This window comes from Luteibacter sp. UNCMF331Sha3.1 (assembly GCF_900109915.1).
GTDB lineage: Bacteria > Pseudomonadota > Gammaproteobacteria > Xanthomonadales > Rhodanobacteraceae > Luteibacter.
Genome location: NZ_FOBU01000001.1, coordinates 267,531 through 292,451, shown reverse-complemented (window position 1 = coordinate 292,451; position 24,921 = coordinate 267,531). Strand labels below are relative to the sequence as shown.

Genomic DNA, 24,921 nt, shown 5'->3' with positions numbered 1-24,921 from the left:
CCGTCCCTAGAGGAGGAACACGGGCGCCTCGACGCGCCGACCCATGTTTGCTTTCGAATGGTTAGCCGACCCCTCGGCCTGGGCAGGTCTACTCACGCTCATCGTGCTGGAGATCGTGCTCGGCATCGACAATCTCGTCTTCGTCGCGATCCTCGCCGACAAGCTGCACGCCCGCCAGCGGGACCACGCGCGTCTGCTCGGTCTCGGCCTGGCGCTGGTCATGCGCCTGTGCCTTCTCGCGGCCATGTCCTGGCTGGTGACGCTCACGCGCCCGCTCTTCGAGTGGAACGGCTTCGGGCTGTCCTGGCGCGACCTCATCCTGGTCATCGGCGGCGCCTTCCTGTTGTTCAAGGCCACGCTCGAACTTCATGAGCGCCTCGAGGCGTCGGACCACGACGACGGCAAGACCGGCCGCCGCGCCAGCTTCTGGCTGGTGGTGGCGCAGATCGTCGTGCTCGACGCCGTGTTCTCGCTCGACTCCGTGATCACCGCGGTCGGCATGGTCGATCACCTGTCGATCATGATGATCGGCGTCGTCATCGCCATGGCGCTGATGATCACCGCGAGCAAGCCGCTGACGACGTTCGTCAACGCGCGGCCGACGGTCGTCATCCTCTGCCTGTCCTTCCTGCTGATGATCGGCTTCAGCCTGATCGCGGAGGGCTTCGGCTTCCATATCCCGAAGGGTTACCTCTACGCCGCGATCGGTTTCTCCATCATGATCGAGGTGTTCAACCAGACGATGCGGCGCAACCGGCGCCGCTCGCTGCTGGTCGGCGGCCGCGTGATGCGCGACCGCACCGCCAAGGCCGTGCTGCGCCTGCTCGGCGGCCGGCCGGACGGCGACGAAGGCGACACCGGCAAGGGAGAGGTCGCGCCCGACGCCGCGCAGGCGTCCATCTTCGGCAAGGACGAACTCGAAATGGTGCAGGGCGTGCTCGACCTCTCGCAGCGTCCGGTGCGTTCGATCATGACGCCCCGGACGGAGATCGTCTGGATCGATCCGGAGGAAGACATGCCGACGCTGCTGGCGGAGGCGCGGGAGTCGCCGCATCACTGGATGCTGGTGGCCCGCGGCGATCTGGATCAGCTGGAAGGCGTGGTGTCGTCTCGCGACCTGCTGGCGAGTCTCGGCGACCACGGCCACCTGGCGATCGACGCGGTCCGCAAGCCGGTCACGGTCCTGGAATCGCTGAGCGTGCTGCGCCTCGTCGACGAATTCCGGCGCGCGCCGCTGCAGATGGCGCTGGTGGTCGACGAGTACGGCAGCATCCTCGGTCTCGTGACGCCCGCCGACGTGCTCGAGGTCATCGCGGGCGAGTTTCCCAACGAGACCCGCGAAGGCGATCCCTCGGCGGTCAGCGAGCCCGACGGCGCCTGGCTGCTGGATGCGAGTCTCGACGTGCGTCGCGTGGAACACCTGCTCGGCCACAGCCTGCAAGGTGCCGGCGACGGCAACTTCGCGACGCTGGCGGGCTTCGTGCTACAGCGCCTGGGCCGCCTGCCCACCGCCGGCGATCGCTTCGAGGCCGACGGCATGGAGTTCGAGGTCACGGCGATGGAAGGCGCACGCATCCAGCGCGTCCGCGTGATGGCGCTCGCCAACGACGACGAGTGATGCAGACCGTCGGGTGGGAGCGCGCTCCCACTCGATGGTCGGTCGTCCCTCAGAGCGTGCTTGCGGCTTCGTCCGGCGGCGTGGCGTTGTTCTCCATGATCGCCATGCCGATGCCGCCCGCCGCCATGAGCATGAGCATCGCCCAGGCGAGCATGGACACCATGTAGCCGGGGCCGCGACGCGTGGCGTCGCGCAGGTACGCCAGCGCGTACCAGACCCGGCCGAGCAGCCAGACCATGCCCGCGATGCCCGCCCAGAGCGGATCGACGTACTGGGCCGCGAGCCAGAGCGCCGGGATGAACATCGTGGCGTTCTCGAGGGTGTTCATCTGCACCCGCCACGCGCGCTCGAAGGCCGGGTCGCCCGAGATGGACGGGGCCTTGATGCCGTAGCGTTCACGGGCACGGCCCACCATCCACACGGTGGCGAACATCAGGAGCAGGGTGAGCAGGGTGACGACGGCGGGCAGCTGACTGGTCATGAAACGATCCGGGGGGCGACATCAGCCAAGCAGTGTACCGGCAACCGTCCATGCGATCATGCCGACCGTGTCTCGCTCGAGGCGCCACCATGGGAGACAAGCGCCATGCTCTGGAACAAAGGCCGTAGAAGCGACAACGTGGAAGACGCAGGTCAGGGCGGGGGCGGACCGTCGTTCGGCGGCCGCGGGTTAGGGATCGGCGGCATCGTCATCCTGGCCATCCTCGGCCTGGTCTTCTTCAAGGATCCGACCGCGCTGCTCGGCCAGGGCGATCCTGGCGCGGCCACGCCCACCCAGACCCAACAGGCGCCGCGGCAGGCCGCGAGCGACGACCCGCAGGTCGATTTCGTGCGCGCCATCCTCGGCGAGACGGAAGACACGTGGCGCGAGATCTTTGCCGCAAATGGGCAGACCTACGAACGGCCGAAGCTCGTGTTGTTCCGTGATGGCGTGCGCACGGCGTGCGGGTCCGCCTCGTCGGCCGTGGGCCCGTTCTACTGCCCGGGCGACCACCGCGTGTACCTCGACCTGGGCTTTTTCCAGACGATGCAGGACCGCTTCCACGAAACCGGCGATTTCGCCCGGGCCTACGTCATCGCGCACGAGGTCGGCCATCACGTGCAGAACCTCGTCGGTGTCTTCGACAAGGTCAACGACGCGCGTCGTCGTGGCGCATCGCTCGAAGGCGCCTCGGGCCTCTCGGTGCGTCAGGAGCTGCAAGCCGACTGTTTCGCCGGCGTCTGGGCCAACCGGTCGCAGCAGCGCCAGCAATGGCTGCAGGCGGGCGACATCGAGTCCGCGCTCAAGGCGGCCACCGCGATCGGCGACGACACCCTGCAGGAGCAGTCGCAAGGCCGGGTCGTGCCCGACTCGTTCACGCATGGCACGTCGGCGCAGCGCGTGCATTGGTTCCGTACCGGTTTCGACAGTGGCGACATCGGCAAGTGCAACACCTTTACAGGTTCGATCTAGGCCCATGACTCACCCCTGCCTGCGCTGCGGCGCATGCTGCGCGACGTTCCGCGTCGCCTTCCACTGGATGGAAACGGATCTGGCCGGCGGTATTACGCCGGCCAGCCTCACCGAACACCTCGATCCGCACCGCGTGAACATGCACGGCACGAACGCATACGAGCCGCGCTGCAAGTCGCTCGTCGGCGAAGTCGGCGTCGCGGCCCATTGCGGTATCTACGCCGTGCGCCCCTCGCCTTGCCACGAGCTCCAGCCGGCTTGGGAGAACGGCACGCCAAGCCCCCAGTGCGACAAGGCACGCATCCGTCATGGGATGGTGCCGCTGACACCCGGGGACTTTGCGGTGGCGGCGGCCGACGCGGCTTCGCTCTAGGCCTCGGCTTGGGGCGCCATGGCGGCGAGCTCCTGGCTTGGTGTGGGAGCGGCCTCGGCCGCGATGGGTGCTCGCGGCAAGCACCATCGCGGCCATGCCGCTCCCACAGAGCACCGGGCAAAGGCTCCACTCATGGCGAGCATCCATCGCCAGCAGGCTGGCTTCCACCTCGCAGTACGCTTTGCCTTTTCTCGCCCGGCGCCTCAACGGTCGGCAGAGCCGTCGGCCCTCACCCTCGGCGCGACTGTGGAGGCGAGGGATTCGCGCGGATAAGGCCCGAAGGGGGCCGGCCCGGACGGCCGGCCGTTTTCGTTGAGGCACGGAGGCCGAATCGAAGACCCCCGCGCGAAGCCCGCGCGCGAAGGGGCGCAGCCATCGGACACGGCCGCGCAGCGGCCTCCTTACCCAAGCGACGCCGGAGCTCGGAGCGGCGAGGGTGAGGGCCGACGGCTCTTCGCGGCCACGCGAAACCCAACGCGACGGCGCAGCCGAGCCCGCTCCAAAAAAAAAGGGCCCCGTTCCCGGGGCCCTCATCACATCAGAAGTCGCGCTTCTTGCGTGGCGGCTTGCCACCGCTCGGGCGGTTGCCCTGCGGGCGGAAGTTGCCGCGGGGGCGCGGTGCGCCGCCAGCTGCGCCGCTCTGCGGCTGCTCGGTGCCGTCCCACTCGCGGATCTTCAGCTGCTGCTGCGCGACCCACACCTTTTTCAGGTGATCGAAGGTCTCGGGCGGCATGCCGTCCGGGAGGTCGATCAGGCTGTAGTCGTCGCGGATGCTGACGCGGCCGATGAACTTCGCTTCGACGCCGCCCTCGTTGGCGATGGCGCCGACGATGTTGCCCGGCTTCACGCCGTGCTCGTGCCCGACCTCGATGCGGTAGGTCTTCTTGCCGTTTTCGGTGACGTGCGGACGCGGCTGGCGCATGCCTTCGCGAACCGGACGACGGTCGTTGAAGTCGGCACCGTCGCGCGACGGACGATCGCGATCGAAATCGCGCGGCGGGCGCTCGCGATCGAACTCGCGTGGCGGACGCTCGGTGTATTCGCGCTTCGGCGGCGGCGTGAGCAACAGCGGCTGGTCGCCCTGGGCGATGCGCGCGAGCGCGGCGGCGATTTCGATCGCCGGCACGTTGTGCTCCTGCTCGTATTTCTCGACCAGCTGCTGGAACAGGCCGAGGTCGCCGGTGGCGAGGGTCTCGGTGATCCGCTCGTTGAACTTGTTGACGCGCGTGTCGTTCACGGCCTCGATCGTCGGCAGCTGCATCTGCTCGATCGGCTGGCGCGTGGCGCGCTCGATCTGGCGAAGCAGGTTGCGCTCGCGGGGCGTGACGAAAAGGATCGCCTCGCCGCTGCGTCCGGCACGACCGGTGCGGCCGATGCGGTGCACGTACGATTCGGTGTCGTGCGGAATGTCGTAATTCAACACGTGGCTGATGCGTTCGACGTCGAGGCCGCGGGCCGCGACATCGGTGGCGATCAGGATGTCGAGCTTACCGGTCTTCAGCTGATCGATCACACGCTCGCGCTGGGCCTGCGCGATGTCGCCATTGATCGCGGCGGCGGCGAAACCGCGCGCCTGCAGCTTGCTGGCGAGTTCTTCCGTCGCGGACTTCGTGCGGGTGAACACGATCATCGCATCGAAGCTCTCGGCTTCGAGGATGCGCGTCAGCGCGTCGAGCTTGTGAACGCCGCTGACCCACCAGTAACGCTGGCGAATGTTCGCCGCGGTGGTGGTCTTGTTCTTGATCGTGACCTCGGCCGGGTTCTTCAGGTAGGTCTGCGCGATCCGGCGGATGGGCGCCGGCATGGTCGCGGAGAACAGTGCCACCTGGCGGCCTTCCGGCGTGGCCTGCAGGAGCTTCTCGACGTCGTCGATGAAGCCCATGCGCAGCATTTCGTCGGCCTCGTCGAGCACCACGAAGCGCAGCGCCGAGAGGTCGAGCGTGCCCTTGTCGAGATGGTCGATGATGCGACCCGGCGTGCCGACCACGACCTGGGCACCGCGCTTCAGGCCCTGCAGCTGCGGACCGTAGCTCTGGCCGCCGTAGATCGGCAGCACCTGGAAGCCGGGCAGGTAGGTGGCGTACTTCTGGAACGCCTCGGCGACCTGGATGGCGAGCTCGCGCGTGGGCGCGAGCACGAGCGCCTGGGGCTTGCCGGGCTTCAGGTCGATGCGCGACAGCACCGGCAGCGCGAACGCCGCGGTCTTGCCGGTACCGGTCTGCGCCTGGCCGATGACGTCGCGGCCTTCGAGCAGCGCGGGGATCGTCGCGGCCTGGATGGGGGAGGGGGTCTCATAGCCAACTTCGGTCAGCGCGCGCACGACGTTAGCGTCGAGCGCGAGCGCGCTGAAACCGGGCAGGGCCGGAGCGTTGTCTGTATCGGGGGATGACATGGCGACCTCGAGAGGGGCGCGGCGGCGACATTCGGCGCCGGGCAGTAGCGATATTGTAGCAGCGATATGCGTCGTCCGCCGTGGGGCGTGGCCCTATGTCGCGCGAGCGTTACACTCCTTAGTCAGGTTTTCGTAAGGGTAGGCTCAATGGCGGATATCGCGACGGTGTCGGAACAGCGCTGCTTCGGCGGCGTGCAGGGGTTTTACACCCATGAATCGGAGGCCTGCGGCGGCCCGATGCGGTTCGCCGTCTACCTCCCGCCGGCGGCCACGCAGGGTCCCGTGCCGGTGCTCTGGTACCTCGCGGGGCTGACCTGCACCGCCGAGACGTTCACGACCAAGGCGGGAGCCCAGCGGGTCGCCTCGGAACTGGGGCTGGCGCTGGTCATGCCGGATACGAGCCCCCGCGACACGGGCCTTGCGGGTGCGACGGGCGACTGGGAGTTCGGCGAGGGCGCGGGCTTCTACCTCGACGCCACGCAGGCGCCCTGGAGCGATCGCTTCCGGATGTACAGCTACGTGGTGGACGAGTTGCCGCGGGTCGTCGTGGAACGTTTCCCGCTCGACATGGGACGGCAGGGCATCGTCGGCCATTCCATGGGTGGTCACGGCGCGCTGACGATCGCGTTGCGCAACCCGGGTCGGTATCGCTCGGTGTCGGCGTTCGCGCCGATCGTGGCGCCGGCGAGCGTGCCGTGGGGCGAGAAGGCATTCGCCCGCTATCTCGGCGACGACCGCGCCAGCTGGCAGGCGCACGATGCCACGGCGCTGGTCCGGGAGGGTGCGCGGTTCGACGGCACGATCCTGATCGACCAGGGTGAAGCGGACGGATTCCTCCTCGGACAGCTGCAGCCGCAGCGGTTCGAGGCCGCGTGCGAAGACGCGGGACAGCCGCTCGAGCTGCGCATGCAGGCCGGCTACGATCACAGCTACTACTTCATTCAGTCGTTCATCGACGACCACCTGCGGCATCACGCCAAAGCCCTCCACGCATGAGCGAGCCGGTGCGCATGCGCACGGCGCGCACGATCGTCCGCCTGCTCGACGTCGACGAGGCGCCGCTGTTGCTGCGGTATCGCCAGGAGAATCGCGCGCATCTGTTGCCGTGGGAGCCGCTGCGCACGGAGTCGCACTACACGCTCGACGGTTGCCGTCAGGCCATCGAAGCGGGCCTCGAGGCGGCGCGCGCGGACCGGGGATTTCCGTTCGCCGTGCTGACGCCCGACCAGACGGAGATGATCGCGAGCTTCACCTTCGCCAACGTGGTGCGGGGCGTGTTCCAGGCGTGCCATCTGGGCTACGGGATCGCGAGCCGTCACGAAGGGCAGGGGCTGATGTACGAGGCGCTCGACGCGGGTATCCGCTATGCGTTCGGGCCACTCGATTTCCATCGCGTGATGGCGAACTACATGCCGCGGAACGACCGCAGCGGGCGATTGCTCGCCCGCCTCGGCTTCGAGAAGGAAGGCTATGCGAAGCGTTACCTTAAGATCGACGGCCTGTGGGAAGACCACGTGCTCATGGCGAAAATCAGAACGCAGCGCTGAGCGGCACCTCGTCTTCGCGGGCCGGGTCGGGCGTGCGCACGAACAGGGCGCGCCATGTCCGGCGTTCTTCCCATGCCAGACACAGATAGACGGCGAGCACGATCACGTGCGGCCCGAGAACGTGGCCCTCGCTGACGAAGTGGTAACCGAAGATGGCGACCACGGGTGCCGCGAGAAGCAGCAGTGCGAGCGGGACGAGTCGCGCGGCCATCAGTGCGACGCCGGCGTAGACGAAGATCACACCGAGCAGCGGCACGACGAAACCGCTGGCATCGAGCCCTGCGATGAAGGCCTTGCCGGCGTGCGTTTGCGGTGCGGGTGGCTGCCAGAAACCGAAGATGTGGTTCAGGCCGGAAAACGTGAAGAACGCGCCGAAGGCCGTGCGTAGCACGGCGACGCCATAACGATGGAAGCGGGACATGCGGGGTGTTACCTGTGCGGGTGGACCTGCCACCGCGCATGTTCCGGAATGCCGCATGGGTTGACCATCGCCCATGCGGCTAGGCCATCAGGCCTTGTTGGTAGCCGGGCCGCGACGCTGGCGACGGCGCTTGTGGCTGCCGGTGTTCTCGCCGGTGCCCGCCGCCGAATGCCCGTGCGGACGGTGTGCCGGAGAGCGGTTGCCGCCGTTGCCGGCGTTGCGCGACGCGCCGTTGCCGCCGGGGCGACCCTGGCCGCCGCCACCGCCGTTCTGCGAACGCGGCTGGCGCTGCTGCTGCTTCGGACGCGGCGCGCCGGCGTCGAGGCGGAGCGGCGTGCTCGGCTCGTAGCCCGGGATGTTGCTGATCGCGAGGTCGGACTTCAGCAGGCGACCGATGTCGCGCAGCAGGCCCGATTCGTCGTGGCTGACGAGCGAGATGGCCTGACCCTCGGCACCCGCGCGACCCGTGCGGCCGATGCGGTGGACGTAGTCTTCCGCGACCATCGGCAGGTCGAAGTTGATCACGACCGGCAGCTGGTCGATGTCGATGCCGCGTGCCGCGATGTCGGTGGCGACGAGCACGGTGACGCGACCGGACTTGAAGTCGGACAGCGCGCGCGTGCGGGCGTTCTGGCTCTTGTTGCCGTGGATCGCGGCCGACTTCACGCCGGACTGCTCCAGGTGGCGCACGAGCTTGTCGGCACCATGCTTGGTGCGGCTGAAGACGAGCGTCTGGCGACGGCTGTCCTGCGACAGGATGTGCAGGAGCAGGTCGCGCTTGTTCGCGGCGTCGACCGGATGCACGACGTGCGTGACCGTGTTGGCCACGGTGTTGGCAGGCGCGGTCGACACTTCGCGCGGATCGCGCATGAACTGCTGCGCGAGCGCCTTGATCTCCGGCGCGAACGTGGCCGAGAAAAGCAGCGTCTGGCGCTGGCGCGGCACGGCCGCGAGGATGCGCTTGAGCGCCGGCAGGAAGCCCATGTCGAGCATGCGATCGGCTTCGTCGAGCACGAGGACGTCGACCTTCGACAGGTCGACCGAACGCTGCTGCATGTGGTCGATCAGGCGACCCGGCGTGGCGACGACGATGTCGACGCCGCGGCGCAGCGCCTGCAGCTGGTTGCCCATGCCGACGCCGCCGAAGATGACGGTGCTGGAGAGGCGCACGTACTTGCCGTAGTCGCGCAGGTTTTCCTGCACCTGGGCGGCGAGCTCGCGGGTGGGGGTGAGGATCAGCGCGCGGATCGGGCGACGACCCTCGTTACGGGTGTCGCTGGCGAGGCGGTGGAGCAGCGGCAGCGAGAACGCGGCGGTCTTGCCCGTGCCGGTCTGCGCGGCGGCCATGAGGTCGTGGCCCGCGAGGACCTCGGGGATGGCGGCGGCCTGGATGGGGGTCGGCTTTTCGTAGCCCGCTTCGGACAACGCGCGCAGCAACGCGGGCGCGAGGCCCAGCGATTCGAAAGACATGGAGGAACTCCTGCGTGACTCGAGCGTTCCCTGGAACCGCGCTACGAGTTATGGATTTGGCGACCGCGAGCCATGACGAAGACGGCAAGCTGATCGGTGTCGCGCGCGCTTCCGGGGGTGGGGGAACGGGCGGGAAAATCTCCACGCCGGGGGTCCGCAAGGGAGTCGGAGCGCAGGCACGACCCGCCTAGTATAGCTTATTGCGGCGCACAATGGGGGTGGCGTCAGCGGGTCGCGGTCATCAACCAGCTGTTGTAGGGCGTGCGGCCGAAAAGCGGTCGGAACGCCACCCGGATGCCGCGGGGCTCTAGCACGCGCCGGATATCGTCTTCGGTGGGGAAATACTGGGCCCCGCCGGGGATCCAGCCCACGGCCTTGATGAATTTCTCTTCCCAGACGGTGGCCCGGTATCGCCAGGAGCCGTCGCGGATGACATTGCGGAGGATCAGCACGCCGTCGTCGGCGAGATGGTCCACCGCGAAGGCGAGCAGTTCGTCCTGGCGTTCGCGGGGCAGGTAATGGAGCACGTCGAGCATCGCGACGTGCCCGCGCACGCCCTGGGGCGTCGCCGCATCCGTCTCGCGCAGCGCGATGGCGTCGCCCAGGCCGGCACGGCGTGCGGCGTCGCGGCCCTGCGCGATCTTGCGTCCGTCGTGATCGAGGCCGATGTATTCGTCCAGCGCATCGCAGGCGTGCAGGTAGTGGCCGAGCAACCCGAGGCCGCACCCGATGTCGAGCAGCGGGAGCCTCCGGCCTTCGATCGCGTTCGCGGTCGCCGTGTAGACCGGGTCGGTCGCGAGCTTGCCGCGGATGTAGATCCGGTCGCCGGCGCGGCTGAAGCGGGAGGCGATGCGTCGCCGGATGCCTGGATCGGGAATCATGGAACTCCGTCCGTAGAAGAGCCGGGGCGTACGCCGCCCCGGCGGATGAGTCAGTTATGACCCTGCTGCTTCACGTTCGCCTTGTTGAGGTACGCCTCGTACTCGCCTTTGTCCACTTTTCCATCGTGGTTCGTGTCCGCCTCGGGGAAGTGGGCACGCAGTTCCTTCACGGCGTCGTTGTCCTTGGGCAGATCGCCGCGCTTGACGTATTTGCCGTCCTTGCTCACGTCGGAGAAGGCCGGTGCCCCGCTGGACGAATCCTGCGGCGAACCGTGTGCGAAGGCCGCGCCGGTGCCGAGTGCGGCGACGAGGGCAAATGAAACGATGGATCGCGAGAACTTCATCGAGTACTCCGTCTGTCGTGTTGGTAGGCAGTGTAACGGGACACTGTCGTGGCGCCGTGAGGCGCCGGGCGATAGTAGCGCTGTGCTAGCCTCGGCGCCGCCTGTCAGCTGAGGAAATTCTCATGCCGTTACCCGCCGCGCTGCGCGATCTCGATCACACGCAGCGGCATACCGTCATCGCCAGCTTTCTCGGCTGGACCCTCGACGCGTTCGACTATTTCCTGCTCACCTTCGTCATCCTCGCGGTCGCCGCCGAGTTCCACGTGCCGAAGCAGGAGGTCACGTACGGCCTTTTCCTCACACTCGCCGCGCGCCCCATTGGCGCGCTGATCTTCGGGCGTCTCGCCGACCGTTACGGACGCCGTCCGGTGCTGATGTTCGACATCGTCTTGTTCTCGCTGCTCGAAGTGGCGTGCGCGTTCGCGCCGTCCCTCGGCGTGCTGCTCGCGCTGCGTTTCCTGTTCGGCGTCGCGATGGGCGGCGAATGGGGCATCGGCGCATCGCTGGCGATGGAGTCGATTCCGGCGACATCCCGTGGTTTCGTTTCCGGGTTGCTGCAGAGCGGCTACCCCTGCGGTTTCTTCCTCGCCGCGCTGGCGAACTGGTTGCTCGTCGATGCGATCGGCTGGCGCGGGCTGTTCGTGGTCGGCGCGCTGCCCGCGCTGCTCGTGTTGTACATCCGCCGCAAGGTGCCGGAGTCGCCGGTGTGGGAAAGCCGCCGCGACCGTCCGCGCGAAAGTGTCTTCGTGTCGATGCGCGGACACTGGAAGCTCTTCGTCTATCTCATGCTTCTGATGGCCGCGTTCAACATGTTCAGCCATGGCTCCCAGGACATGTACCCGACGTTCGTGCAGGAGACGCTGAAGATTCCGGCGGGCTCCGCCACGGCCTTCATGCTGACGGCGCTGCTCAACCTCGGCGCGCTGTTCGGCGGCCTCACCTTCGGTTCGCTGTCCGAGCGGATCGGCCGGCGCAAGGCGATCATCATCGCGGCGCTGCTCGCCATCCCGGTGATTCCGCTGTGGACATACGGTGGCTCGCTGCTGCTGCTCGGCCTGGGTGCGTTCCTCATCCAGGTGATGGTGCAGGGCGCCTGGGGCGTCGTGCCCACCCACCTCAACGAGCTCGCGCCCGATGCCGTGCGCGGGACGTTGCCCGGCTTCGCCTACCAGATGGGCAACCTGCTGGCCGCCATCACGGCGACCGCGCAGACCTGGATCGCCGCGCGGCATGGCGGCGATTTCGCCTTCGCCATGTCGAGCTGGATCGCCGCGGTGGCCGTGCTGCTGGCCGTGCTGACCTGGCTGGGGCCCGAGGCGCGAGGCGTCGGATTCGGTCGCGATCGCGGCCCGGCGTGACGCCGGGCCCGTCCACGGCTAAAATCCCGCCTTTAACTCTGGTAGAACCCGACATGCAGGCTGGCAAGGACAAGGTCATCTCGTTCCACTACACCCTTTCCGTCAACGGCGAGAAGGTCGAAAGCTCGCACGATGCCGGCGAGCCGCTGTGGATCCTGCTCGGGCACGGCCAGCTCATTCCGGGCATGGAAGCCGGCCTCGAAGGCAAGTCCGCCGGCGACAAGGTCGACCTCGAGATCGCGCCGGACCAGGGTTACGGCGAGCGTCAGGAAGGCATGACCCAGCGCGTGCCGAAGAAGTACTTCCCGAACCAGGGCAAGGGCCTCAAGGCGGGCGACACCACCGTGCTGACGATGAAGGAAGGCGGCCAGCGCGCCGTGGTGGTGCAGAAGGTGGGTTCCAGCGTCGTCGACATCGACCAGAACCACCCCATGGCCGGCAAGACCCTGAACTTCAACATCGACGTGCAGACCGTCCGCGACGCTTCGGAAGAGGAACTCGCCCACGGCCACGCGCACCCGAACGGCGACGCGGCCCACTGACAGCGTGCGTATCCGATCGGTCGGTGGAGCCAGGCTGGCTCCCACCCACAAAAAAAGGCGCCGGGGGAACCCGGCGCCTTTTTTCTTATCTGCGAGCCGTGATCAGGCCGGATAGACCTTCGCGCCGTTCACCGTGATCTCCACGTCGATGTTGCCGTGGGTCGCGTGCGAATACGGGCAGACGTCGTTGTGCGCTTCGAGCACGATCGCCTTGGCCTTGGCCGGGTTGTCCTTCAGCGTCGGCAGGTGCACGTCGAGCTTGGCGCGGATGGCGAAACCCTTGCCGTCCTTGCGCTTGCCGAGCTGCACTTCGCTGTCCACGCCCACGCCGTCGGTCTTGACCTTCTGATTGCCCGCGACGAAACGCACGGCGCCTTCGAAGCACGCGGCATAACCGACGGCGAAGAGCTGTTCGGGATTGTTGCCGCCGCCATTGCCGCCCATCGACTTCGGCAGGCGCAGGTCCACCTTCAGGGTATCGTCGCCTTGGGTTTCGCCGTGACCGGTGCGGCCGCCTTCGACCTTCGCCTTGACGAAGTAGAGCTGGTCGCCGTCGAACTGGGAGATCGTGCCATCGAACTTGGAAGCGTTGCTCATTGCAGTGTCCTTCTCGTCTACAGGGGATGGCGGCACGGAGTTGCCGGCCGTGGTGCTATAAGAGCACACGATTGAATCGCGCGCAATTCAATTTGTCGACAGCCTCCGGGCCCGTTGCCGTCCGTTCAGTTCAGGACGCGCCTGCCGTAGGCGAAGTTTTCTTTCCAGTACGCGCCGTCGAGGTCGTCCAAACGTACCGTACCGCCGGAGTTCGGGGCGTGTACGAATCGACCCTTTCCCACGTAAACCCCGACATGGGTCACGTGGCCCCGGCCAAAGAACACGAGGTCGCCGCTCGCGAGGTCTTCCTCGCCGACCTTCGGCTTGTCGAGCGCGGCCATCTCGGCGGAGGTACGGGGCAGGCGCAGGCCGGTCGACGTGAGGTAGATGTAGTTGATGAGGCCGCTGCAGTCGAAGCCGCCCTGTGGGGTATTGCCGCCCCAGCGATAGGGCGTTCCCACGAGGCCGATGGCGCGAAAGAGCACGTCGTTGGCCGCATCGGCCGGCGGGGCGTCGGCCGGGCGGGTGGACCAGCCGAGATTCTTCGCGATCGGCACGGCCGACGCCGGGTTGCGCTTCTGCGACGAAGAAGGTTTGTGCGGAGCGCTTCCGCAGGCGGCCAGAAGCAGCGCCAGGCCAGCGGCCGCGAGCATCGGAAGGCTGTTGCGTGGCAGGGCGGGACGGGTGGAACGGAACATCGGGCGTTTCCCCTGTAAGGAGCGGCCAGCCGAGGTTATCAAATCAATGGGTTGCAAGGAATGCCTGTGAAACCGCGCGAATTTATCGCGGAGACAGGCGAGACGCGGCAATCGGCTGCATGCGTCCGGCCCGACCCATCTGCTACGGTCGATCTTTTCCAGCCCTGGAGCGGCGCATGACCGTGGAATCGTTCGACCTCATCGTGATCGGCGGCGGCTCGGGCGGTCTGGGCGCGGCGATACGAGCGTCGAAGCACGGCGCGAAGGTCGCCCTGATCGAACCGGGCGAGCTCGGCGGCACGTGCGTCAACGTCGGCTGCGTCCCCAAGAAAGCCATGTGGTACGCCGCGCAGATGGCCGAGGCGCAATACATCGCGGTCGACTATGGGTTCACCGATAAACCCGGCAGCCTCGACTGGCCGCGCTTCATCGAGCGACGCGACGCCTACATCGATCGTATCCACACGAAGTACAGGCAGACGCTCGATAACGGGCACGTCACGCTCGTGAAGGCCATGGGCCGCTTTCTCGCGCCGGATCGTATTCGGGCGGGCGATCGCGAGCTCACGGCGCCGCACGTGATCGTGGCCACGGGCTCGTCGGCCAATCGCCTCGACAAACCGGGGTTCGACCTCGGCATGACGTCGGATGGCTTCTTCGACCTGCGCGCCTGCCCGCGGCGCACGGCTATCGTCGGCGGCGGGTATATCGCCGTCGAACTCGCCGGTGTGCTTCGCGCGCTGGGCAGCGACGTGGACGTGTTCGTGCGTGGCCGGCTGATGAGCGACTTCGACGAAGAAATGGCCTATGGGCTCGGCGACGAGATGCGCCAGCATGGCATCCGCATCCACTACCGCTGCCAGATCGAGGCGGTGCACGAAAAGGACGGCGTGCTGATGCTCGATTGCGATACCGGCGATCGCCCCGGCCCGTACGACGCCGTGATCTGGGCCGTCGGTCGGCACGCGAACACGGCGTCGCTGGACCTGGGACGGGTCGGCGTCGCCACGGACGCGGAAGGGTTCATCGCGATCGACGACTACCAGAACACCAGCGTGCCGGGTGTCTACGCGATCGGCGATGTGACGCCGCGCATGCAGCTGACGCCGGTGGCGGTGGCGGCGGGACGCAAGCTCGCCGACCGCCTTTTCGCCGGCAAGGCGGAGTCGAAGCTCGATTACCACAACATCCCGAGCGTGGTGTTCTCGCACCCGCCGCTGGGCACCATCGGCATGAACGAGCAGCAGGCGCGCGAGCGGTACGGTGCCGACGTGCACCTGTACAAGCAGTCCTTCGTGCCGATGCAACTGGCGCTGGCGCACCGTCCCATCACCACGCGGTTCAAGCTCATCTGCGTCGGTGAGGACTCGCGGGTCGTCGGCATGCAGATGCTCGGACCGGGCGTGGACGAGATCCTCCAGGGCTTCGCCGTCGCCATCAAGATGGGTGCGACGAAGGCCGACTTCGACGCGACGCTGGCCATCCATCCGACCTCCGCCGAAGAGATGGTCCTGCTGGGAGATCGCGTACCCGGATGAGCGTTACACTCGCACCATGACCCCGTATACCCTGCACCGCGGCACCGCGCCGCTCCTGATCAGCCTGCCGCACAACGGCAGCGCGATCCCCGACGACGTGGCCGCGCGCATGAAGCGCCCCGCGCGCCGCAGCCCGGACACCGACTGGCACGTCGCGGAGCTGTACGATTTCGCACGTGCGATGGGCGCGAGCGTGATCAAGCCGTTCGCCTCACGCTACGTGGTGGACCTGAATCGTCCGGCGGACGGCCATCCGCTCTATCCCGGCCAGAACGAGACGGGCCTCGTGCCGACGCAGCTCTTCAGCGGCGAGGCCATCTACCGTCCCGGTGCCGAGCCGGATGCCGACGAGATCGCGGATCGCGTCAAGCGCTGGTGGAAGCCGTATCACGCGGCGTTGCTCGACGAGCTGCGTCGCCTGCGCAAGCTGCACGGGCGCGTCGTGTTGTGGGAAGGGCACTCTATCCGCAGCCACGTGCCGATGCTGTTCGAGGGCCGCCTTCCGGATTTCAATCTCGGTACGGCCGATGGCGCCAGTTGCTCGCCGGCGTTGCAGGCGAGGCTCGCCGCGGTGCTGGATGCGCAAGGCGACTACACGCACGCCGTGAACGGCCGTTTCAAGGGTGGCTACATCACGCGGCACTACGGCAGGCCCGACGAGGGCATCGATGCCGTGCAGCTCGAGCTCGCCCAGCTTAACTACATGGACGAGGACACCTTCGAATACCTGCCGAAACAGGCCGCGAACGTGCAGATGGTGATCGGCGATCTGCTGAAGGTGTGCCTCGGCTGACCGGTGGGAGCCAGCAGGCTGGCTCTCACCGGGCGTTTCACGTGCTGCCCAGTGCCGCCACGCACTTGAGCTCGATGGCGATCGCGGTCGGCAACGCGTTGACCTCGACCGTGGTACGGCACGCATCGACGCCCGCGAACGCTTCCGCGTACAGCCGGTTGTACGTCGCGAAATCGCCCGCCATGTCGGTGAGATAGACGGTCACGTCCACGAGGTCTTCGAACCGCGCGCCGCTGGCCTCCAGCACCGCGCGCACGTTGGCGAACACCTGGCGGCATTGCGCCTCGATATCGTGCGACACGAGCGCGCCGGACGCGTCCACGACGTTGCCTGGGATCGCGTTGCTGCCCGGTACCCGTGGACCGATGCCGGACAGGAACAGAAGCTGTCCGACGCGGCGTGCATGCGGGTAGGCGCCGACCGGCGCCGGTGCGCCGTCGGCGCGGATGACGTCATTGCCCATGATCGATGCAGATGTTCCTGGCTTCGGTGAAGAAACGCATGGCCTCGAATCCGCCTTCGCGGCCGACCCCCGATTGCTTGCTGCCACCGAATGGCGTGCGAAGGTCGCGCAGCATCCAGCAGTTCACCCAGACGATACCGACATCGAGTTTCGCCCCGAAACGGTGCGCGCGGGCGACGTCGCGCGTCCACACGGAAGCCGCGAGACCGTAGGGCGTGCCGTTGGCGATCGCCAGCGCCTCGGCTTCGGTGTCGAACGGGATGAGCGTGACGACCGGACCGAAGATTTCTTCCTGGTTCGTCGCGGCATGCGGCGCCAGCCCTTCGATGACGGTGGGCTCGACGAACCAGCCGGCCGCGCAGCGCCCTTCGACATCGACCCGGCGTCCACCGGTCAGTATCGTGCCGCCTTCCGTCCGGGCGCGATCGATGCAGCCCATGACCTTCGCGAAATGCGCTCCGGACACCAGGGCGCCGAGCTGGCTCGACGCGTCGAGCGGGTCGCCCACGCGCAGGGCGCGCACGCGCTCGAGATACGCTTCGCGAAAGCGCTCGTAGATCGTCCGCTGCACGAGCAGGCGCGAGCCGCACAGGCAGATCTCGCCCTGATTCGCGAAGCCCGAGCGTACGATCGTCGCCATGGACGCGTCGCTGAAATCGAAGTCGTCGAAGACGATGGCGGGATTCTTGCCGCCGAGTTCGAGCGACACCTTCTTCAGCCGCTGCGCCGCCGCCGACGCGATGGCAACGCCGGTGCGCGTGCTGCCGGTGAACGAAATCGCCTTGACCGCGTCGTGCGTGACGATCGCCTCGCCGACGACCGGGCCGGTACCGTGCACGATATTGAGCACGCCCGGCGGGAAACCGGCCTCGTCCAGCAATGTGCCGAGGAGCCAAGCCGTGTACGGCGTCACCTCGGACGGCTTCGCCACGACGGTATTCCCGGCCGCGAGCGCCGGCGCGATCTTCCACGTGAACAGGTAGAGCGGGAGGTTCCACGGGCTGATGCAGCCCACCACGCCCAGCGGCAGGCGCAGCGTGTAATTGATGGCGCCGTGCTCCATGGCGTGCGATTCGCCGCCGAACTGCACCGCGGCCGCGGCGAAGAAGCGCAGGTTGGCGATGGCGCGCGGAATGTCGAGGGAACGGGCCAGCGCGAGAGGCTTGCCGCTGTCCTGCGATTCGGCGGCCGCGAAAGGTTCGAGGCGCGCCTCGATGGCATCCGCGAGCCGGTGCAGGCATCGTGCGCGGACGTCCGCGGGCGTGCGTGCCCAACCCTCCGCGGCGCGCGCGGCCGCGGCCACGGCATCGGCGACATCGGTGGCGTCGGAATCGGGGCAGCGCGCGAACGTCTGGCCGGTGGCCGGCTCCACGACGTCGAGGTAACCGCCGGCGCGCGGTGCGCGCGAACGACCGTCGATCAGGTTGGCGAGTGCGTGCATGCCGGCCTCAGTTCAGGCCGCGGGTGCGGCCGCCGTCGATCGGGATGCTGACGCCGGTGATGTAGCCGGCGGCCGGCGAGGCGAGGAACGCGATCGCGGCGGCCACTTCCGCGGGTTCGGCGAAACGCGCCGCGGGCACCGTGGCGAGCAGGCCGCGCTCGACTTCGTCGCGCGTCCGGCCGGCCTTCACGCTCGCCTCGACGAGGGCCTCCAGGCGCGGCGTGCGCGTGTAGCCAGGCAGGATGTTGTTGACGGTGATGCCGTCGGAGGCGACTTCGGATGCGAGCGTCTTCGACCAGCCGGCCATCGCTGCGCGCACCGTGTTCGACACGCCGAGATTCGGAATCGGTTCCTTCACCGAAGTCGAGATGATGTTGATCACGCGACCGTAATGCGCCTCGCGCATGCCGGGCAGGCACGCCTGCGTGGCGACCTGCGCCGCGATCACGTGCTGCCGGTACGCGGTGATGAACGCGTCCGGTTCGGCGCTCCACACCGGTCCCGGCGGCGGCCCGCCGCTGTTGTTCACGAGGATATGCACGGCGTGATTCCTGACCACGCCCGCCACGGCCGCGGCGAGCGCATCCGTATCGAGCATGTCGACGGCCACGTGCCCGTGCGTCTGCCCGGGCTGCGTGGCGGGAAGTTCGGCGGCGATCGCGGCGAGCGCATCGGCGGAGCGCGACAGGAGCGTGACGCTGGCGCCGAGTGCCGCGAGTTCGAACGCCGTGGCGCGGCCAAGGCCTTGCGATGCGCCGCAGACGAGCGCGTGACGACCGGTGAGACGAAGATCCATGCGTTCGCTCCCTGGGTGGGTGGAGTAGGGCGGGTCAGCCCTGTTTCATCGCCCACCACTGTATCGCCATTGCGGCGAACCAGCACGGCCAGGCGAACCACGGCGCGAGCCGCCACCAGCGCTGCCAGCGATCGAGCGCAGCGTCGTTGAAGAGCGCCGGCGCGTCCGAGCGCAGCACGCGACGCACGCGGAGCCAGTTCGCCATACCGTTGGGCCGACCGGTGTCGGCCTCGGTGATCGTCTTCCATTGATCGGGATAGCGCGCGCGCAGCAGCGCCGTGAAGCGCCACTGGGCGACGAAGTGCACCAGGAAGAACGCGACGGCGCCCAGGAGCAACAGGAGGTAGAGATAGACCGCGGTCACCATGGCGAGATCAGCTGCCCTTTTCCTTGTCTTTCTTGGTTTCCGGCGCATCGGTACCGAGGATGTCGGTGGTAACCACGCTGCGGATCGTCTGGATTACGCCGTCGCCCTGCTGCGGCTGCTTGCACACGGCGTTGTTGATCGCGCGCTTGTAGGTGTCGTTCTGCACGCCCACGAAAAGCACGCCGTCGGGTCCGTGCGCGATCTTGAAGCTGCCGGCCGGATTCATCTTCACCGGCGCCTCCGCCGAGAAGGTGGTGGGCGACTGCTCCCAGTACGTCTGGCCTTTCTGCTGTTTCGCCGACGAGTACACCACGAGATAGCGGGCCTTGTCGTCGACGACCCTGAACTTGCCGAACGCGCCGGTGGTTTCGTTCGTCCAGCCGATGTACTCGCACAGCTGGATGTCTTCCGAGTGCAGCGGCTGGAAGGCGTCGTCGAGCAGCACCACGGTGGGCGCGAACAGGTAGCTCGAACTCAGCCAGCGGCCGTTGAGTTCGGACTTCATCGCGATCGTGTACGGCATCGTCGCGCCCTGCGGCAGGCGGAACGCGAGGAAGTAGCTGCGGTCGCCGTTGAGATTGGCGACGGGGCTGTCTTTGTTCAGCTCGAAACGCTGCGGCTGCCACGGAAGCATGTCCTGGTAGGACAGGTCGGCGAAGCTGCCGCAGCAGGGCGCCGCCCCTTCGAGCGTCTTGCGTGCGATGTCGATCGTGTTCGTCGGGTTTTCCGGCGGGCGGAAATTCGGCGGCACGATGCTCCGGCAGGCACCCAGCGCGACGAGGGTCGCGCCGAGTAACAGGAGACGGGGTAGGTAAGGGGGCATGATCGTCTCGGGGTTCTAGAAGTCGGCACTCCCTGCCGCACGGGGATAGGGGATGGCGTCGCGGATGTTGGACAGGCCGCAGACGTACACCAGCAGGCGCTCGAAGCCCAGGCCGAAGCCGGCGTGGGGCACGGTGCCGTAGCGGCGCAGGTCGCGGTACCAGTCGTACGTGGCCTTGTCGAGATGGAACTGGTCCATGCGGCGATCGAGGTAGTCGAGGCGTTCCTCGCGCTGGGCGCCGCCGATGATCTCGCCGATACCCGGCGCCAGCACGTCCATCGCCGCGACCGTCTTGCCGTCGTCGTTGAGGCGCATGTAGAACGCCTTGATCTGTTCCGGGTAGTTCATCACGACCACCGGACGGCCGATGTGTTCCTCGGCGAGGTAGCGCTCGTGCTCGGTCTGCAGGTCGACGCCCCAGGCCACCGGATGCTCGAACGTCTTGCCGGACTTCTGCAGGATCGACACGGCCTCGGTGTACTCGATGCGCTCGAACGGCTTGGCGACGAAGGCTTCCAGTCGCGCGATGGCGTCGGGCTGCACGCGTTCGGCGAAGAACGCCATGTCGTCCGGCCGTTCGTCGAGCACCGCCTTGAAGATGCCCTTCAGGAACAGCTCGGCGAGGTCGGCGTTGTCATTGAGGTCGGCGAACGCCACCTCGGGTTCGACCATCCAGAATTCCGCCAGATGGCGCGTGGTGTTGGAATTTTCGGCGCGGAACGTGGGGCCGAACGTGTACACCTTGCTCATGGCGAGCGCATAGCCTTCGACGTTCAGCTGCCCGGACACGGTCAGGAACGCTTCGCGGCCGAAGAAGTCCTTGCGGAAATCGATGTTGCCCTTGTCGTCGCGGGGCAGGTTGGCCAGGTCGAGCGTGGACAGGCGGAACATGTCGCCGGCGCCTTCGGCGTCGGACGTGGTGATGATCGGCGTGTTGATCCAGAAGAAGCCCTGCTCCGTCAGGATGCGGTGGATCGCCGTCATCATGGTGTGGCGCACGCGGGTGACGGCGCCGAAGAGGTTCGTGCGCGGGCGCAGGTGCGCGACCTCGCGGAGGAATTCCATCGAGTGCTGCTTGGGCTGGATCGGGTAGGTGAGGGGGTTCTCGACGAAACCGGTGACCTCGATGCGCGTGGCCTGGATCTCGAAGGCCTGGCCCTTGCCCTGCGACGGGACCAGCCTGCCCGTGGCGATGACCGCCGCGCCGGCCGACAGGCGCTTCACGTCGGTCTCGTAGTTCGCGAGATCCGAGGTGGCCACGACCTGGATCGGGGCGAAGCAGGAGCCGTCGCTCACGTTGACGAACGAGAGCCCGCCCTTGGACTCGCGCAACGTGCGCACCCAGCCACGGACGGTGACTTCGTGTTCGCCCGCGGACGCACCGCCGGCGAGGGCCTGCTTGACGCTTACCACCGTCATCGATTGAAACTCCTGAAAAGGCGCCGCATGTAAAGGCGCGAAGGACGCGACCCTGCATGATAATGTAAGGGTCGCGTGAACGGCACCGTTCATCGGTATACCACGGGCAGAAAACGTTTTCATGAGCATCCAGATCACCCCCGCCGCCTCCGACCGCATGCGTGCCTTCCTCGACAGGGCGCCCGATGCGACGGGCGTGCGTTTCTCCGTGAAACGCATGGGTTGCTCGGGTTTCGGCTATGTCGTCGACCTCGCCGACGTCATCGCCGACGACGACAAGGTGCTCGACATCGACGGTATCCGCGTCGTGGTGGATCCGAAGAGCCTGCCCCTGGTCGACGGCACCCTGATCGACTTCCAGCGCCAGGGCCTCAACGCGTCGTTCGTCTTCCACAACCCCAACGCCACCGGCGAGTGCGGTTGCGGCGAGAGCTTCACGGTCTCCTGAGCCGCCCGGCCGGGCCCGATTGACCGCGACGCCCGAATCTCCTTACAATGCGCGGCTACCTCTCCGCCCGGAGGGGTTTCTTGCCTCACCGGCACGCCCGGGAGGCTGCCATCCCCGCAAGGGGTGCATCCACAAGGAGCCACCATGCGTCATTATGAAGTCGTGTTCCTGGTCCATCCGGACCAGAGCGAACAGGTGCCCGCCATGATCGAGCGCTACAAGGCGCTGATCGAAGGCGACAACGGCAAGATCCATCGTCTCGAAGACTGGGGCCGCCGCCAGCTGGCGTACCCGATCGAAAACCTCGCCAAGGCTCACTACGTGATGCTGAACATCGAGGTTTCGCAGAACGCCCTGAACGAGCTCGAGACGGGCTTCCGTTTCAACGATGCCGTCCTGCGCCACCTCGTGATCCGTCGCGACGAAGCCGACGTCGAGCAGTCCTTCATCCTGAAGAGCAAGGAAAAGGACGAGCAGAAGGGTTCGCGTCGCCGTGACGACGACAGCGACGGCGACGACCGCCGTGGCGGTCGCGACAACGACAACGATCGCGACAGCGACGACTAATCGGGGATCACAGCCATGTCCAAGTTCTTCCGCCGCCGCAAGTTCTGCCGTTTCACCGCCGAAGGCGTGAAAGAGATCGATTACAAGGATCTCAACACCCTGCGCCAGTACGTCACGGAGAACGGCAAGATCGTTCCGAGCCGCATCACCGGCACGAAGGCCCGCTACCAGCGTCAGCTCGCGACCGCCATCAAGCGCGCTCGCTTCCTCTCGCTGCTGCCGTACACCGACAACCACGACGTCTGATCGTCGAGCGCCCTTCCCGCAGGGAGGGGCGCCCGCTGAACGACACTCGGACAACCAATCACTGGCTGCGCGGGGCCCATCCCGCGCTAACGAAAGGAACATCCCATGGAACTCATCCTCCTCGAGAAGGTGAAGAACCTCGGTAATCTCGGCGACAAGGTCAATGTCAAGCCGGGTTACGGTCGTAACTTCCTCCTCCCGACCGGCAAGGCCGCTCGCGCGACCGCCGCCAACCTCGAAGCGTTCGAAGCCCGTCGCGCCGAGTACGAAGCCAAGGCCAAGGAGCAGCTCTCCGGTGCCGAGGCCCGTGCCGCCAAGCTCGAAGGCGCCGAGGTCACGATCGAAGTCAACGCTTCGCCGGAAGGCAAGCTGTTCGGCTCGGTCACGCCGCGCGACGTCGCCGAAGCCCTGACCGCCAAGGGTCTGGAAGTCGACAAGAGTGAAGTGATCCAGGCCGAAGGCCCGTTCCGCAATGTGGGCGAGTACGAGGTCGTCATCGTCCTCCACGCCGACATTCAGCAGACGGCCAAGGTCAAGGTGGTCGGCGCGTAAGCTCCGATCCATCGCGATCCACGAGACGGGCGCCGCAAGGCGCCCGTTTTCGTTTCTGCCCACAAGTTATCCACAGACTTATCCTCTCAACGCGTGAGACGTCTCCGCGTATGATCGCCTTTACGGCCAGCCGATCCGGCGTGGGCGCCGTCTGCAACACGAGGTAAACCATGTCCTTCAATCCCGAGCGCGGCGACCGCGGCGACCGCAAGCGCCGTCGCGAGCCTTCCGCCATCGACGCACTGCGCATTCCGCCCCATTCCATCGAGGCCGAGCAGGCCGTGCTGGGTGGCCTGATGCTCTCGCCGGATTCGCTGGACAAGGTGGCCGACAAGCTCACCGACGACGACTTCTACCGCCGCGACCACCGCGTGATCTGGCGCGCGATCAACGAACTGGCGAACAAGGGCATGCCCTGCGACGCCATCACGCTCGGCGACTGGTTCGTCGCCAACGACATGTCGGAAATGATCCGCGACTCGACGTATCTGCTCGAGCTGGCGAACTCCACGCCCAGCGCCGCGAACATCGCGGCGTATGGCGACATCGTTCGCGAGAAGTCGGTGATGCGCCAGCTGATCGACGCCGGTACGTCGATCACGGAAGACGGCTTCCGTCCGGAAGGCAAGAGCGTCCAGGAAGTGATGGAGCTCGCCGAACAACGCGTGTTCCGTATCGCGGAATCGGGCGCGCGCGGCAAGAAGGACATCGTGTCGGTGCGCGAAGCGGCGGGCGAAGCCTTCCGCATGCTTTCCGAGCGCTACGAGAAGAAGGGCCAGCTGACGGGTCTTTCGACCGGCTTCACCGATCTCGATGAACTGACCTCGGGTCTGCAGCCCTCTGATCTGGTGATCGTCGCCGCCCGTCCATCGATGGGCAAGACGGCGTTCGCGCTGAATCTCGCCGAGGCCGCCGCGATGCGCGGCAAGAAGTCGGTCGCGGTGTTCTCGATGGAAATGTCGGCATCGCAGCTGGCGTTTCGTCTCATCTCGTCGCTCGGGCGCGTGCACGCGCAGCACCTGCGCAACGGCGACCTGGCCGAGGAAGACTGGCCGCGCGTGACGTCCGCGATCACGATGCTGGCCGACGCGAAGATCTTCATCGACGACACGCCGGCGATGTCGCCGGTGGAAATGCGCTCCCGCTCGCGTCGCCTGCAACGCGAGCACGGCCTCGGCCTGATCGTGATCGACTACCTGCAGCTGATGCAGGTGCCGGGCAATTCCGAGAACCGCGCGACGGAAATTTCCGAGATCTCGCGAGGCCTCAAGGCGCTGGCGAAGGAGCTCAACGTGCCGGTGATCGCGCTGTCGCAGCTCAACCGTTCGCTGGAGCAGCGCGCCGACAAGCGGCCGATGATGTCGGACCTTCGCGAGTCGGGCGCCATCGAGCAGGACGCCGACGTCATCATGTTCATTTACCGCGACGAGTACTACAACAAGGAATCGCCGGATAAGGGCCTCGCCGAGATCATCATCGGCAAGCAGCGTAACGGCCCGACCGACACCGTGAAACTGGCCTTCCTCGGTCACTACACCAAGTTCGAGAACTGGGCGCCCGACTCGTACGTCGGGTCGTTCGACTGACGGGCTTCGGCGAGCACCCGATCGCGCGCGAGCGCGCTCCCACAGGACTGCCGCACCGCGATGGCCTGCGGCAGGCGGTCCGGCCCGGTCCCGCACTACGGCGATTGCCGTGTGGGAGCCGGCTTGCTTCGTTCCCGCGTAGCCGCGGCCACCTTGTGGCAGCGGGTTCGCTTCGGTCCTGCGTGACC

At 67.0% G+C, this 24,921-nt stretch carries 28 protein-coding genes; 14 read left to right on the top strand and 14 right to left on the bottom strand.

Annotation, left to right across the window (positions count from 1 at the left end):
* Positions 1–43 precede the first annotated feature (43 nt).
* The gene (locus BMX32_RS01250) at positions 44–1,618 is read left to right on the top strand and encodes a TerC family protein (RefSeq protein ID WP_089974007.1); all 1,575 of its coding nucleotides are present in this window, start codon (positions 44–46) and stop codon (positions 1,616–1,618) included.
* A gap of 49 nt (positions 1,619–1,667) precedes the next feature.
* On the opposite strand, the gene BMX32_RS01245 is transcribed toward BMX32_RS01250, so the two are convergent.
* On the bottom strand, positions 1,668–2,099 hold the full coding sequence (locus BMX32_RS01245; RefSeq protein ID WP_089974006.1) for an MAPEG family protein: 432 nt from the start codon (positions 2,097–2,099) through the stop codon (positions 1,668–1,670).
* 105 nt (positions 2,100–2,204) lie between these two features.
* On the opposite strand from BMX32_RS01245, the gene BMX32_RS01240 reads away from it, so the two are divergent.
* Positions 2,205–3,071: a KPN_02809 family neutral zinc metallopeptidase gene (locus BMX32_RS01240; RefSeq protein ID WP_089974005.1), complete on the top strand. Its 867-nt coding sequence runs from the start codon at positions 2,205–2,207 to the stop codon at positions 3,069–3,071.
* A 4-nt stretch (positions 3,072–3,075) separates the two neighbouring features.
* Positions 3,076–3,444: a YkgJ family cysteine cluster protein gene (locus tag BMX32_RS01235; protein ID WP_089974004.1), complete on the top strand. Its 369-nt coding sequence runs from the start codon at positions 3,076–3,078 to the stop codon at positions 3,442–3,444.
* 538 nt (positions 3,445–3,982) lie between these two features.
* Here the strand turns inward: BMX32_RS01235 and BMX32_RS01230 are convergent.
* Entirely contained in the window at positions 3,983–5,836 is a 1,854-nt protein-coding gene (locus BMX32_RS01230; protein ID WP_089974003.1) for a DEAD/DEAH box helicase, read from the bottom strand.
* 147 nt (positions 5,837–5,983) lie between these two features.
* Here BMX32_RS01230 and fghA point away from each other — a divergent pair, with 147 nt between their 5' ends.
* Both fghA and rimJ read left to right on the top strand, forming a co-directional pair.
* A complete protein-coding gene (gene fghA, locus BMX32_RS01225; protein WP_089974002.1) occupies positions 5,984–6,832 on the top strand; it encodes an S-formylglutathione hydrolase in 849 nt (282 codons plus the stop codon).
* Positions 6,829–7,383, top strand: a complete 555-nt coding sequence (gene rimJ / locus BMX32_RS01220; RefSeq protein ID WP_170843532.1) for a ribosomal protein S5-alanine N-acetyltransferase — start codon at positions 6,829–6,831, stop codon at positions 7,381–7,383. The genes fghA and rimJ overlap by 4 nt, the downstream gene beginning before the upstream one ends.
* Here the strand turns inward: rimJ and BMX32_RS01215 are convergent.
* From BMX32_RS01215 to BMX32_RS01200, 4 genes are all read right to left on the bottom strand, one after another.
* On the bottom strand, positions 7,367–7,804 hold the full coding sequence (locus BMX32_RS01215) for a hypothetical protein (RefSeq protein ID WP_089974001.1): 438 nt from the start codon (positions 7,802–7,804) through the stop codon (positions 7,367–7,369). The two genes, rimJ and BMX32_RS01215, sit on opposite strands and share 17 nt — an antisense overlap.
* Before the next feature lie 87 nt (positions 7,805–7,891).
* Positions 7,892–9,274: a DEAD/DEAH box helicase gene (locus BMX32_RS01210; RefSeq protein ID WP_089974000.1), complete on the bottom strand. Its 1,383-nt coding sequence runs from the start codon at positions 9,272–9,274 to the stop codon at positions 7,892–7,894.
* 224 nt (positions 9,275–9,498) lie between these two features.
* A complete protein-coding gene (locus BMX32_RS01205; protein WP_089973999.1) occupies positions 9,499–10,155 on the bottom strand; it encodes a class I SAM-dependent methyltransferase in 657 nt (218 codons plus the stop codon).
* Positions 10,156–10,205: 50 nt separating this feature from the next.
* A complete protein-coding gene (locus BMX32_RS01200; protein ID WP_089973998.1) occupies positions 10,206–10,499 on the bottom strand; it encodes an EF-hand domain-containing protein in 294 nt (97 codons plus the stop codon).
* A gap of 122 nt (positions 10,500–10,621) precedes the next feature.
* On the opposite strand from BMX32_RS01200, the gene BMX32_RS01195 reads away from it, so the two are divergent.
* Complete coding sequence (locus BMX32_RS01195) at positions 10,622–11,857, top strand: MFS transporter (RefSeq protein WP_089973997.1); 1,236 nt, start codon at positions 10,622–10,624, stop codon at positions 11,855–11,857.
* 53 nt (positions 11,858–11,910) lie between these two features.
* Complete coding sequence (locus BMX32_RS01190; protein WP_089973996.1) at positions 11,911–12,399, top strand: FKBP-type peptidyl-prolyl cis-trans isomerase; 489 nt, start codon at positions 11,911–11,913, stop codon at positions 12,397–12,399.
* Between the two features lie 102 nt (positions 12,400–12,501).
* Here the strand turns inward: BMX32_RS01190 and BMX32_RS01185 are convergent, their stop codons facing one another.
* Together BMX32_RS01185 and BMX32_RS01180 are read right to left on the bottom strand one after the other, a co-directional pair.
* Positions 12,502–12,996, bottom strand: a complete 495-nt coding sequence (locus BMX32_RS01185) for an Ohr family peroxiredoxin (protein WP_089973995.1) — start codon at positions 12,994–12,996, stop codon at positions 12,502–12,504.
* Positions 12,997–13,121: 125 nt separating this feature from the next.
* Positions 13,122–13,694, bottom strand: a complete 573-nt coding sequence (locus BMX32_RS01180) for a C40 family peptidase (RefSeq protein ID WP_244511361.1) — start codon at positions 13,692–13,694, stop codon at positions 13,122–13,124.
* A 176-nt stretch (positions 13,695–13,870) separates the two neighbouring features.
* Here BMX32_RS01180 and gorA point away from each other — a divergent pair, with 176 nt between their 5' ends.
* Together gorA and hutG are read left to right on the top strand one after the other, a co-directional pair.
* Positions 13,871–15,232: a glutathione-disulfide reductase gene (gene gorA, locus BMX32_RS01175; protein WP_170843531.1), complete on the top strand. Its 1,362-nt coding sequence runs from the start codon at positions 13,871–13,873 to the stop codon at positions 15,230–15,232.
* Positions 15,233–15,248: 16 nt separating this feature from the next.
* Positions 15,249–16,025, top strand: coding sequence for an N-formylglutamate deformylase (hutG, locus tag BMX32_RS01170; protein WP_089973994.1), 777 nt, complete (start codon positions 15,249–15,251; stop codon positions 16,023–16,025).
* A 37-nt stretch (positions 16,026–16,062) separates the two neighbouring features.
* Here hutG and BMX32_RS01165 read toward each other — a convergent pair whose 3' ends face one another.
* From BMX32_RS01165 to asnS, 6 genes are read right to left on the bottom strand one after another with little or no spacing between them, the layout of a single operon-like run.
* Positions 16,063–16,488: a RidA family protein gene (locus tag BMX32_RS01165; RefSeq protein WP_089973993.1), complete on the bottom strand. Its 426-nt coding sequence runs from the start codon at positions 16,486–16,488 to the stop codon at positions 16,063–16,065.
* Positions 16,478–17,929, bottom strand: a complete 1,452-nt coding sequence (locus tag BMX32_RS01160; RefSeq protein WP_089973992.1) for an aldehyde dehydrogenase — start codon at positions 17,927–17,929, stop codon at positions 16,478–16,480. The genes BMX32_RS01165 and BMX32_RS01160 overlap by 11 nt, the downstream gene beginning before the upstream one ends.
* A 7-nt stretch (positions 17,930–17,936) precedes the next feature.
* Positions 17,937–18,725, bottom strand: a complete 789-nt coding sequence (locus BMX32_RS01155; RefSeq protein WP_089973991.1) for an SDR family oxidoreductase — start codon at positions 18,723–18,725, stop codon at positions 17,937–17,939.
* Positions 18,726–18,759: 34 nt separating this feature from the next.
* Entirely contained in the window at positions 18,760–19,092 is a 333-nt protein-coding gene (locus BMX32_RS01150; protein ID WP_089973990.1) for a hypothetical protein, read from the bottom strand.
* 7 nt (positions 19,093–19,099) lie between these two features.
* Positions 19,100–19,915, bottom strand: a complete 816-nt coding sequence (locus BMX32_RS01145; RefSeq protein WP_089973989.1) for a MalM family protein — start codon at positions 19,913–19,915, stop codon at positions 19,100–19,102.
* A 15-nt stretch (positions 19,916–19,930) separates the two neighbouring features.
* On the bottom strand, positions 19,931–21,334 hold the full coding sequence (gene asnS, locus BMX32_RS01140) for an asparagine--tRNA ligase (protein WP_089973988.1): 1,404 nt from the start codon (positions 21,332–21,334) through the stop codon (positions 19,931–19,933).
* Between the two features lie 121 nt (positions 21,335–21,455).
* Between asnS and BMX32_RS01135 the strand changes: the two genes are divergently transcribed.
* The 5 genes from BMX32_RS01135 to BMX32_RS01115 all read left to right on the top strand — a co-directional run bounded on the left by BMX32_RS01135 (position 21,456) and on the right by BMX32_RS01115 (position 24,733).
* Positions 21,456–21,782, top strand: a complete 327-nt coding sequence (locus BMX32_RS01135) for a HesB/IscA family protein (protein ID WP_029214016.1) — start codon at positions 21,456–21,458, stop codon at positions 21,780–21,782.
* Positions 21,783–21,926: 144 nt separating this feature from the next.
* Complete coding sequence (gene rpsF, locus BMX32_RS01130) at positions 21,927–22,349, top strand: 30S ribosomal protein S6 (protein WP_029214017.1); 423 nt, start codon at positions 21,927–21,929, stop codon at positions 22,347–22,349.
* A 15-nt stretch (positions 22,350–22,364) separates the two neighbouring features.
* Entirely contained in the window at positions 22,365–22,595 is a 231-nt protein-coding gene (rpsR, locus tag BMX32_RS01125; RefSeq protein WP_029214018.1) for a 30S ribosomal protein S18, read from the top strand.
* A 105-nt stretch (positions 22,596–22,700) separates the two neighbouring features.
* Positions 22,701–23,147 carry a 50S ribosomal protein L9 gene (rplI, locus tag BMX32_RS01120; RefSeq protein WP_029214019.1) on the top strand — a complete coding sequence of 149 codons (447 nt, stop codon included), beginning with the start codon at positions 22,701–22,703 and terminating at the stop codon, positions 23,145–23,147.
* A 170-nt stretch (positions 23,148–23,317) separates the two neighbouring features.
* Complete coding sequence (locus BMX32_RS01115; protein ID WP_089973987.1) at positions 23,318–24,733, top strand: replicative DNA helicase; 1,416 nt, start codon at positions 23,318–23,320, stop codon at positions 24,731–24,733.
* The last annotated feature ends 188 nt before the right edge of the window (positions 24,734–24,921 follow it).